Here is an 11,883-nt window from a genome sequence, read left to right on the forward strand (position 1 = left end):
TGATTTGGGGGCCATCCGGAGGATATGCTTCCGCACTCATGTGTGTGTGTTTTGACGGTAGGTTTGCCCGACACGAGCAGGCAAACGGGCCGACCGGACGCGGGAGACGGATGAAGTGGCGGGATCGTTTTGGCCTCAGGCCAAAACAGACCAGAGCGCAATCCGGCGGAGCGGCCGGGGAGGAACGTGCTCGCGAGGCGGGCAAACCGGGATACTGGGTGCAACGCCGCGGTGAGGCCGCATGGCCGAATGCGCGACGGACCGAAGGGCCGTTCTCGCCTGCGACACGCGAAGCCGAGCAGGGGAGGCCGCAAGGCTTAAGCCAAGGTTGAAGTGCAGGCGACCACGCCGCCAGCTATACGAAGTACTTACCCCCGCTGATCCTTGACGGCGTCCAACAGGTTCTTGGACACGGGCGTTGTGGCTAAGCTGATCACGAACGAAGCCCCTTTCTTCATGAAATGGGGAGTTACCTCCGAGCAAGGCCTGCCGACCTGGTTCCCGCGCAAGAATATAACTTGAACTGGCAACCACCCGAGAATTTATTTTGCTTCGCAACTCTCGGCCGAAATGGGCACACACCTTACCGACCTGCGCTGCGCCCCACGCATGCCATTCTGTTGACAACATCGGCCCGCAAGGACAACCATAGTGTCAGTGTCTCGTAGCTTTGGCTATTTAGGACTTTGCAGGCCGCACTACGAACAGTGTCAGCTAATATGCCTTAGGAGAATGGGACAACGATCAAAAATACACGGGGCACGATAATTGACGCAGGCGACTTTAGATTGTTCTTCACGGGACGCTCAGAATAAACTCAGATCCTTGGATTATATGGTGATGCGGTCCCAGCTTCGAGCCGATGCCTCACCGTTCCTCGGACTTGCACTTGTCGCTGAGAAATTGCCAGAAGCCAAGGATGCGCTTCACGCGCTGTCGGATTGGCGACTTGATGTCTTAATGCAGAAATTTGGATATGCGGTCAGTTGGGCAATTTGCGCGACACTATCCGAACACTATGGCGAAGATGGCAATGCCAAGGTTTGGCCATTGGTTGAGAATGTCTTGGGGAGGACATTGAAACTTCCGGAAGAGCGCAAACTGATCAGTGGAGCTTTTCAGCGGTCATGCCAAAAACTCGGTCTCGCATCCGACGGGTTTGACCGTTCGGTTCAGGCTTTCCAGGTTCACGCTGGCGTATCGCGCTCCCAGTTGCACCATCTCGCGAGAGTTTTCATCGCTCAAGAACGCTCCATCGGATTACCCAATCAAGATGACATCGTTTTGTTAAATCGCTGGGAGGATGATGCTCTTCACTTCTTGGATGCAGGCGTGCACGTGTTGCAACGCCCCATCTTAATGGATCATTCTGCTTGGATGGCGTCGGCCTATGTTGACTGGCGTCGGGATCAGAATGCTCTGCTAGAAAAATCAAGCTATCTGAAACACTTTGGCGAACAGTTGCAGAAGGTATTCGACGGCTCGGGTGGCCCGGCGACCCGGATCGCTCCCGTTCCCCGTCTTGTTTGGGAGGACGGGCGTCCACAATTGTCTATCCCGGGACAAGAGCAGCGTTACAAGATCTTTCTTGATGGCCAGTTGCATAGGGTTCGTGCTGGGCGTCTTTGGCCTCTGCCTTTTCCACTCCCCGCCGAAGTCTCTTGGCAAGGAGACAGACCAGGGCGCATCCGCCTATTTCAAACCACGGATTTTGTCGTATTCGACAGCAACACGGGTCGCCAGGTCGAACTAACGTCCCGCATCGTCGATGACGAAACACGGCTAAGCGGAGTGGTCGCGACCGCTATCGTGGTTGCAAGGGAAAGCTTCTCTGTAAACGGCGAACCGAGCCGGGAAACGGCGCCTGATCTCTACAGCGCCAACGTCGACCTTCGTTCGGGGAAGATAGTGCTGGCGCGAGGCTCAAAACATTGGACGCTTAGCGGTGTGCGTCGGCCGCAAATCTCGATACATGGCCAACCAGTTGCAAAAGGCCTGGGCGGTCCGAACCTTTGGGGGCCCGAAGCCGAAGTGGAGCTCGATTTTGGCTCCAGTGAATTGCTTGCTGGACATACTGACGGTAAACAGCGTCGCGCCTTTGTCCATGTCGAGACGCAAGGCAATGCAATAGATATGGAAGTCGAAGCAGATGGGCGCGGAATCGCGATAGTGAGCGTCGCTGCGATCGTAGAAGCTGCGGGCTTGGCTCCTAATGGTGACCCGGAAGCGTTTTCGCTCACGCTGCTCCGCACAAACGCTGACTCGACCGAACGCGTTCTCACTCGCTTCAAGCGAAAGCTGATTGTCTGGCCAGGTTTCCGAGCGCTGGAAGGCGTGCTCATCCGCTCTGAGGACCCACCGCAAAACTTCATCGACGCCGAGGCAAGGCATGTGGTGCGTGACGACACTGGTTTCCTGTGTCTCGACCGTAGTGGGGGATATGTAGAGGGGCGAATTGCCTTTGATATAGGCGGGCAAGTCAGTCTGTTTACCCTTCGTGCAAAACTCTTGTCGTGCGTTTTGGAACGCGTTGATGGAACGGTGATGCCGTGGAAACTCGGCAGTGTCATCGTCAAAGGCTCGGCGACCAAAAGCGATGCTCTTGTGCTGACGTCTCCCGACGAGCGCGCGGGTCTGAAAATTGGCTCCCGAGTGATTGTCAATCCATTTCGAGAAAGACCCACCTACGCAATACCGATCGCCACGCTGGACGGCGGAGACATCGTGCACGTTTCGGAAGCAGGTGCGCCAACTCTGATCGCAACAGTGGAGAGCGCGTCGATGCCGTCGGATGTTACCATCCGAGCTTGGGCCGGAGGCACTCGGATTTCGTTCGAGATGCCGTTCGATATCGGCGGGATCACGGTAACGCTTCAAACGGAGGATGGTCACAGAGACCAGAGTGAAGTTAGCTTTGACCGTCTGCCGGCTGCCCTTTCACGTCAGTTTTGGCTGCTTGCTCCCAAGGTGGATGGGAAGAAAGTGGAAATTGAACTTAACGGAGCGCCTTTGAATGGCCTGAACTTGATTACCCTCAAGGTGCGTTGCGTCGGAAAGGAAGATTGGACTCAACTCAGCAACGCACGGGATGATTTATTCGCCTTCCCACTTTTGGCCGGCACTGCGGCTGAGCCCACTGCATCTGCCCTTTGCCGGCTCGAGGACTGGCTCTCAAGATGCTACGCGCCTGATGTATGGGACGGAGGCCTTGGGAAGGCTCTGCAACATCGCTGGTCGACTCTTGTCCATCAGGTCTCGCTTTTGCCTGGTGGCACCGAGCGACTGCTTTTGCTGTCCCTACAAGAGGATGAACTTGACTGGTTGCCGATGCTGCACGTCATTCAGGAAATTCCGACACTTTTCGCCGCCGATGCAATCAGATTCCATGGGTTCTCCAGTTCCAATGGCGCGGATCGAATCTTGAGAGTGATCGCCGACGCATCCTCTCGTCGGCTGCGCGATTTGGATCTCAGTCCGATGGCGATGCTCGCGTTTCCGAATGCGAAGCGTGCGGACATGGCTGGAGAAAAGCTTCGCAACTTCCGACCCAGTAGTTTGCCGGTAATCTTCTCAACACTGGCTGAAAAGCCGAGTGAATGGCTGGCCAAGGACGCCCTGGGACCTGACCATGCCTGGACCGGCCTGAACCTCTTGCGCGATCGAATCGAAACCCACGAGTTTCTTGGTTCAGGCGAGGCTGAGGCGCGGATGTCGCTGCGAAGTGCCGATCTGAATCGCGCGTCTGTCGCGTTTCAAGACCCGATTTTGTCGGATCGGTGCTTGAGCACGGAAAATGAAAACGATGCGTCTGTCCATCTGATCGAAAGGGCTCTTGCATCGTTCGCGGTTCGAAGCCGTGAGGGCCCCGAGGCCGTCGAAGCCATGATCGAGAGGGCGTCGACGAAAACGGGAATGAGCAAAGGTAAAGTTCTCGCATCCGTAGGTGAAATGATACGATTGGGCAGAGAAATCTTCATCTTCCATCTGATCGCCGCCGAGATCGAAAAAAGGAGCAGGCCGTGAAAGACCATGTAAGCGGCGAAATCAGCACGCCAGAGTTGGACCCACTCCAATTCCGGAGAACGCTCGAGGCGCGCATTCGAAGCTTTACGACCGCCGCTGCTGCCGTCTCTCCGGTCGTCGCGCCCGCGCTGGGTGAGGCCATCAGCAAGATGATCGAGGGGGAAACTCTCATAAGGGGCCCTTTTGTCGAGAGCTTGCCCGATTTTGAGAAGGGAGACTCGATCGAACAGCTGGTCTCGGAAAAGCTGTTGTCCGAGAAGTGGCAAGGAATGTTCAAAAAAGCGCCTGATCTTTGGAGACGGCCGCTACATCGCCACCAGCAAGCTGCGATTGGCCGTGATGACAATTACATCGTCGCCACGGGAACGGGCTCGGGGAAAACGGAATCCTTTCTATTCCCATTGATCGACGACATTATGCGTCATGGTATCGGCAAGCCTGGAATCAAGGCGATCCTCGTTTACCCTCTGAACGCGCTGGCCACCGACCAGATGTTCCGTATCGCGCGTTTGCTTTTCAACGAACTTGACGATCCGAAGATTACGCTCGGGCGCTTCACGGGGCAGACCACCCCCGGTTCAAGCCGTTCGGAGATCGAGCGCGAAATCCTGTCGTCACCCAGCTTTGAGGACGCGTTCCCCGGCGTGCAAAAAGCGCCCTCTGGATGGCTGCTTTCCCGCTCCGAAATGCTTGAGACACCACCGGACATTCTTATCACGAACTATGCGATGCTTGAGCATGTGTTGCTTTTGCCCCGCAATCGAGCGCTACTGAAAGACGCCGATCTCCGCTGGCTCGTCCTGGACGAATTGCACACCTACGCCGGTGCCCAAGCGATCGAAGTCGCATTTCTAATTCGAAAATTGAAGGCCAATCTCGGCATGTCGACCGGGACCCTCAGATGCGTCGGAACGTCAGCAAGCTTGGACCCGGAGCGAAAGGACGACTTGGCGAAGTTCGCGTCAGATCTCTTCAACGAGCCGTTCGGTGCTGGCGACGCGGCGGTCATCACAGGCGAGCGCGAACTCCATCCGCGCTTGCGCGAAGACCTGACGACTCATTCTCTCGCCCCGGAAGACTGGGTTTCGCTCGGCGAAGGGTTGGCGCGTCTGCGTAAAGACGGCGGCCTTTCCCCGGAAGAAGAGCGCTTTCACCTTGAAAACTGGAACGACGAGCTGGGCTCTTTCTTGCGCCTCGAAGGCGACGATCTCGGCGAAGCGCTGTTAACGGCTCTCTCGACCCTGACCGAAGTCCGTCAGGTCGCCACAGCTCTCCATAACAAGGCGAGCGGCTTGATGCTGCTCGAACGCTTGGCTGGCGTCATATTCGACGGCGTGGAGCAGGAATTGGCCGAACGCGCGCTGATTGCGCTCGTGAATGTCGCCGTTCTTGCGGTGCCAAAACAAGGGGGTGGGTTTCCCCTTCTTCCAGCCCGTTACCATATTGCCGCGACCACGATTGAGGGAGCATTGGTCGAACTTTCGGCGGATGCACCGGAAAAATGGGGCCGGGTGCTGGCGGGAAAAGTGGGGCGAGACGCTACCAGTGATGCCCCAGCTGCTTTTCCGTTGCTCGTGTGCAGGACATGTGGAGAACCTTACATTGAAGCTTGGGACGATGGGCGCCGATTGGCCGCTCTTCCGCCTCGCAACAACAAGGGCGAACGGACCGTGCTCCGTTTGATCGGCACTGCGCCAGCAGCTTTGGACGAAGAAGAAGACGAAGACGAAGAAACGGAATTCGTCCACATTGATCCGCGAACTGGCTCGATCGAAGACGATCCGGGGGAGGGGATCATATCACTCCAAGTCGCCGAGTGCGTTGATGACGACCACGACCGAAAGAAATACGTGAAAGCCTGTTTGGCCTGCGGGGAGAAGAAGGGTGCCTTTGCCGAACCTCTGACGACCATCTATGCAGGTGACGAGTCCACTTCGGCTATGGCCACGCAAACGCTGCTCGAGGCACTGCCCGCCAAACTTGACTCAGACGCGCCGATGCAGGGCCGTTCACTCCTCGCTTTCTCTGACAACCGTCAAGACGCAGCATTCTTTGCTCCATTTCTCGAAAGGATTTCGAGGGTCGAGGCCGTCCGCGGGGCTATCATAGATGCTGTTCGTTCCGAAGAAGACCTGTCGATCACCAACCTCTCGGCGGAAGCGAGTGCACGTCTCAAGAAGCATCGATTCCGCGTTTTCGACAGAGGTGATCAATCGGCCCCGCTCACTGGAACGGAGATGAAGGACCGGATGACGGCCCTTGTGACAGCCGAAATTACACTCGGCGGACGTGGCCGGGGCTCGCTCGAGGCATACGGCCTGCTCTCAGTCGAGCACGATGGGTTGGATAAGATTGAGCGTCGCGTGTCCCGAAGTCTGGAAGACCACGGTAAGCCGCATTTGAGCGGTTACGCCTCCGGTGTGATGCGTCTGATTTTGATGATGATGCGCCAGAGCCGGGCGATCTCTGATTTGGATGGACGCTTGGATCTCGGTGATGAATCGATTTGGGGACGAGGACTGGGGTCGGAGCGTATATCTTGGGAACTTCGAAAGGAAAGCAACGCTTCTCGAATTCGCCGGGTCTTGCCGACGAGGCCGCGCGATAGGACACGATTGCTCTGGGTGTTGTGCGACCGGCTCGGATTGTCGCGGGAAGACGCGGATACCATTGCGGAAGCGTGTTGGGACGAAATGGTTCGACCACGTGTTGGTGTTCTGAAAAAGGGCAGTTTGGCTATGGTCATCGACCTCGACAAGATCAAGCTCGGCGAGACCTCAGAACGATTTCGTTGCAGTTCCTGTGGCCGGATTGCTTCTTTTGACTTGGGTGGCGTCTGTCTTGCAAACAGGTGCGAAGGGTCAGTCTCCAAGCTTCCGGATCCCGGAAAAGACGCGGATGTCGCGCGGAATTTTTACGTGCAACGATGGCTCACCCAACCGGGTGCCGCGATCGCCCGAGAGCATACTGCGGCAATCGGATCAGCGCTTCGCAACGAGATCGAAGGTAAGTTTAGAACTGGCGATGTAAATGTCCTTAGCTGCACGACAACCATGGAAATGGGCGTCGATTTGGGTGACCTCGAAGCGGTTATTTGTCGGAATGTCCCGCCAGGGATCGCAAACTACCAGCAGCGCGCGGGGCGCGCTGGCCGGCGCGCTCAGGTTGCGCCTATTGCGCTCACAATCGCCAGGGGCAGTCGATACGACCAGGCATCTTTTCGTCGATTTGACGACTATCTGAAGGCGTTGCCTAACGTTCCGTATATCAACCTCGAAAACCCGCGGTTCTTCCACCGCCATCAGGTGTCCTGCGTTCTCGCTGGATGGTTTACGCAACGCTTGGCTAACAGTTCGCGTTCGGGCTCTCCGAGACTTCGCGACGTGCTGGGGGAGCGACTGGACAGCGCTGCCCACAAAAGCCTACTGGAAGACTTCGCCATCTGGTTGCAGTCGGACGATGGAGAAAGATCGCTGACAAAGGCGGAAGCCATGGCTGCGGGATTGCCCAACGGTGTTGCTCTCCAAGGCGTGGAGTTGATTAGGCATGTGAAAGATGAGGCCCTGTCGCGTTGGCTGGACGATGTTTGTGGCCGTTGGCAAATGATTGACGACCGCTCTCAAAGAGCTGAGGAGCAGGCTGCGTCTGCGGAAAGCGAGGACGAAAAACAAAAGGCCAATGGGCGGGTGTATCGGGCCGGACGGGAGAAACAGCTCTTCCTCGATCGCCTTTTGACCGAAAGCCTCTCGAGGCTCGGTGTCATACCGACCTATAGTTTCCCGGTGAGCTCATTGAGTCTGGAGGTCGTCCGGGATCGTGGTCATGGGCGCGGGAGCGATGATATCGAACTTGCGCGAGACGCGTCGCTTGCGATCTCTGAGTTCGCGCCTGGGGCGGAGACGATCGCAGCAGGCAGGGTGTGGACCAGCGCCGGTATCTCCCGACGCAGTTCGCATAGCGCGAATGACGTCTGGATGGACGAAGGCCGTCTCCAGATTTGCAGAGATTGCCGAAACGTGGAGCGCCTTCCTAAAGAAGGAGAAACTCTTCAGGCTTGCCCCTCCTGCGACGGAAGTCTGGAACCTCCGCGGCGCTTCGTGGAACCGGTTGGCTTTTTGACGAACTATAAGGATCGTGCTGGTGGCGAGCCGGGCTCGTCCAGATTGCGACCGCGCGCGGTCGATGAAGCCCGTCTGCTTACAAAGGCATCATCCAGTCTAATGGGCGCGACCGATGTCCGCGACGTGAGCACTTTTTTCGCGTCGGCGATTGGGAGTGCGGATCATCCAGAAGGTCAGATGATCGTCGTTAATCGTGGTCCGAACGGGACAGGCTACATGCGCTGCCCCAGATGCGAACACGCTGAACCAGCGGCCAGGAACTATTTCGGGTTTGGGCCGGTCGCATCCAAGCATCACGATCCCCGGACCGGAGACCAATGCCCGGTCGAAGAACTGAAAGGAGCGACGGATCTCGCCCACACTTATTCGACAGATATAAGGCTGATACGGATAGCCGTCCCGATCGACCCTCCATCGTCATCGGTGGATCAACGTGCCTGGCAAGAAGATGTCCTGCGTGGTGCAGCCGAAGCAATCAGGCTTGCAGCAGCGGATATGCTCGGAACCGATCCCAGGGACCTCCGCGCCACATTCGAACTGGCTCCCCTTGGTGGTTTCGACATTGTATTGGCGGACGCCACGCCTGGAGGTGCTGGCTACGCTCGGAGGCTTGTCGAAGAGAGTCGCTTTTCTGCTCGCCTTCTACTTCTCGAAGCAATCAACAAGCTCGATTGTGAAAAGGACTGTCAAACGACCTGCGTCCACTGTCTGAATGACTATTCCAATCAGATTTGGTGGGATCGCATGGATCGGCATCTCTCGCGCAGTTGGCTTGAGCGAGTTGTGGCACGATCGATAGCGCGACCGAAACATGTGCCAGAGAATGCGGTTCCCTGCATGGCACCGCTCGGAATTGCTCTCGGACCTGTTTTGAAGGGCCACAAACAGATGATCGCAGTTGGGTCTTCGATTTGGGGAGCAGAGGAACCCGAAGCGTCCTTAGGCAGTGCCCGAGCCCTGCGCGATTGGCTGGAGGATGATCGCGAACGTCGTGCGTGGCTTGTCATTCCTGAGCACGATCAGGACAGCCCAACCGGAACAGATAAGCAGATCGCTGAGATGCTTAGGCCAGCTGAAGACTCCGGCAACCTTGTCATCGTCCGGATGACTCAAAGCAAGCTTACTGAAGCCCCGCGTTTGACGTTGTTCGGCGGCATCACGAATGAAGAGCTCTTTGACGCTGAACCAAGGCAAGGCTTACTGGCCGGCCTCGGGAACGGCATCTGTTTCCGAAGACACGGTGTGAACGATTTACAGTCGTTGTGGATCGCCAAACATGTTCAAGCCGTCTTGAAGGCTCCGAAATCGGAGCTGTTTGCAAAGCTTCTTGATCGGCTGGTCGTTCACCGTTTTCAGGCCGGAAAGCCAAGAAATATTGCGGCGGTATTTCAGGAGCTAAGTGGGCAGACAGTTTCTCTTGCCATCCAAGACCCTTGGATCGGCGCACAGCATCGCAACCGTGAAAAACTCGGTGAGTTCCTTCGTGCGCTTCGGCAGACGGGCGTCACAATCGCGTCTCTGAAACTGACTTGGAACCCTCGGAACGGAGACGATCACAGCAAAATACAGAGTGACGGATTGCTAAATGTATCTCAGCCGTGCGTTTCCGGGGAGATTGCGCTTCGACCGTGGGAGCCCTCGCGCAGCCAACACTTCCACGATCGGATTGTTCAAATTCAGCAGGAAACCTCAGGGACTTATTGGCGGGTGGATGTCACGTCTGGAATTGACAACCTTATGTCTCACCAAAAGGAGTGTAATTTGTTCATCGAAAAGCTTTAGTTCCGACATGTAGCCGTTTGCCGCGCCAAGAGTTGGCAACTGTGTCTATTCGCTGGGCTGAATCTGCCACGTCTTGCTGATCTCTTCGGGCTTCTCTCGTTTCCAGCCATAGCTGATCCTCCAATTTGAGGGATAACATCAAAGCTCTCGAACCACGGAGCTTTTCCCAGTCTCGCCACCATGCGCCTGTCCTCGCCCGTCCAATACTATATTATCGTATCCTATATTCAGCGGATCGCAAGCGGATGGCGCCCTTCACGTAAACGGACATGAAAAAAGGGAAACCGTGGTCCCACGGCTCCCCTTTGGGTTCAAGTTGTCTCCTCCTCGCGCGCTGACTAGGCGACCAGCGCCAGCCCCGCGCCTGCGTCCTGCGGTTGCTCACCGCTGTCGATGAACGGGATGATTGAGAAGGTCTTGCCGCCGCGCTGCTCTTCGTTCTGCACGGCGTTGACGCGCAGGTCGCCATCGGGCGTGTTGATCAGCAGCGACAGATAGTCATTGCCCGTGCGGCTGCTTTTCGCCATCCAGGCCGAGCCGACGCGGATCGGTGTGCCCCGGGGCGAGCTGACCTCGATCCGGTAATCGGGGTGGGTCTCCTCGGATTTGTAGCTGTTCTCGATCAGCATGAACTCCAGATCGAACATCATGTTGGCGATGTAGCCGGTGAAGGCGTTGTCGGCGTCCATGGCGGTGAGCTCGCCCGAGATCGAGCCGGATTTCATCAGGCCGTTCGAGACCAGTGGGATGATCTCGAACGCGCCACTCTCGGCCGCACGCGCCTCTTTCGTCTGCACCGCGTTGACCCGGAACGGGCCGAGGCCGACATCGATCTGCATCGAGATGTAGGGGTTGCCGCTGGTATTCCCGGTCTCGTTCCAGGCCGTGCCGATACGCACCTTGCGGCCTGATTTGTTGACTGCCGTCACGTCAAAATCCGGGCTGCGAGCGGACATCTTGGCCCGTGCCTCGAGCTGGATGGCGATGTCAAAGCGCGTCGAATGGATCATGCCGGTGTACTCGGCGGCTGCGGTCTCGACATTGCGGGTGAGGGTTCCTGCGAACATGGGATGGTTCCTTTTCAGATTGTTCGGTGCCTGACGTTCTTGCCAGCGCATCCGGGATTGCTTTCTCGACCCCTTGAGGGATCACAAATCAGAAAGCCTGCTTTCCTTTCAGCCCCGCCCACGGGTCAGAGCTGCCGTCCGAGTGGGAAGGCCCCCGCGCCTCCGGGTGCTACGCCCCTCCCCTGCCCGTCTGGTCTTGATTGGCTGCCCGAATTTTCAACGCTGTCCTCCGACCGCGCGATGAAGAACTCCTCCTCTTTGCCGTTCAACCGTTGCCCTTCCTGGTCGGTCAGACCGATGCAGCTGCCGTTCGGCACATAGGTGATCAGGTACTGCCCAAGCCGGTCCTTGTGGACAACGTAGCCGGTATTGGCCCAATGCACGGTCTGGCCGGCATCAAAGGCGGCCTTGATGTCTTCGAGTGTCATGCGAACCTCCTCAAGAAGAATGGTGGGGAAACGACGCAAGAAGCCCGGTCGTCCAACCGGGCTTCCATGCAGTATTCGTTTGGCAAACGGCCAAGAGCTGTCAGGCGCTTTGCGTGGCTTGCGTCGCGCGCGCCGCCATCCAATCCTTCAGGCCAAGAACCGTTCTTCCGGCGGCGACCTCGGAGGCCCAGGCAACCCTTGGGTCGCCGCAGGGCTCATCGCCGGAATGCCGGTCGATGTGGCCATTGGCCATCCATGGCTCAGGCTGTATCCGTCGCAGCCAGTCCGCCATGCTCGGGATGCGGCCCTGGCAGTCTTCACGGATATGCTGCTCGCCGATCCAGCGCACGGGGATGTCGCGGCCCGCACTATTGGTCAGTGTCAGGCCAAAAACCCGTTCGGCCTCGAACAGGCCTTGGGCATGTTATCTGGACAGTCAAACTGTCTCTTTTCGAAAACCTC

At 57.3% G+C, this 11,883-nt stretch carries 4 protein-coding genes and 1 pseudogene; 2 read left to right on the plus strand and 3 right to left on the minus strand.

Features of this window, described 5'->3' with window-relative positions:
- The first annotated feature begins 768 nt into the window (after nucleotides 1-768).
- Together A8B82_RS15875 and A8B82_RS15880 are read left to right on the plus strand one after the other, a co-directional pair.
- Nucleotides 769-4,023 (plus strand): hypothetical protein, encoded by a 3,255-nt coding sequence (locus A8B82_RS15875; RefSeq protein WP_138069786.1) that lies wholly within the window; start codon nucleotides 769-771, stop codon nucleotides 4,021-4,023.
- On the plus strand, nucleotides 4,020-9,926 hold the full coding sequence (locus tag A8B82_RS15880) for a DEAD/DEAH box helicase (protein WP_067294481.1): 5,907 nt from the start codon (nucleotides 4,020-4,022) through the stop codon (nucleotides 9,924-9,926). The genes A8B82_RS15875 and A8B82_RS15880 overlap by 4 nt, the downstream gene beginning before the upstream one ends.
- 338 nt (nucleotides 9,927-10,264) lie before the next feature.
- Here A8B82_RS15880 and A8B82_RS15885 read toward each other — a convergent pair whose 3' ends face one another.
- The 3 genes and pseudogenes from A8B82_RS15885 to A8B82_RS24725 form a co-directional block, all read right to left on the minus strand.
- The gene (locus A8B82_RS15885) at nucleotides 10,265-10,993 is read right to left on the minus strand and encodes a DUF736 family protein (protein WP_067294504.1); all 729 of its coding nucleotides are present in this window, start codon (nucleotides 10,991-10,993) and stop codon (nucleotides 10,265-10,267) included.
- A gap of 125 nt (nucleotides 10,994-11,118) precedes the next feature.
- Complete coding sequence (locus A8B82_RS15890) at nucleotides 11,119-11,421, minus strand: hypothetical protein (protein ID WP_067294482.1); 303 nt, start codon at nucleotides 11,419-11,421, stop codon at nucleotides 11,119-11,121.
- Nucleotides 11,422-11,521: 100 nt separating this feature from the next.
- Nucleotides 11,522-11,845 (minus strand): annotated as a pseudogene (locus tag A8B82_RS24725) (DUF6915 family protein); the annotation flags it as partial.
- Nucleotides 11,846-11,883 lie beyond the last annotated feature (38 nt).

Origin of the sequence: Sulfitobacter sp. EhC04, from assembly GCF_001650875.1 — a bacterium.
Classification (GTDB): Bacteria; Pseudomonadota; Alphaproteobacteria; order Rhodobacterales; family Rhodobacteraceae; genus Sulfitobacter.

Bases quoted from the DNA above. Each gene is read 5' to 3' on its own strand.
- A8B82_RS15890 (WP_067294482.1), bottom strand. From the start codon at position 11,421: ATGACACTCGAAGACATCAAGGCCGCCTTTGATGCCGGCCAGACCGTG.
- A8B82_RS15885 (WP_067294504.1), bottom strand. From the start codon at position 10,993: ATGTTCGCAGGAACCCTCACCCGCAATGTCGAGACCGCAGCCGCCGAG.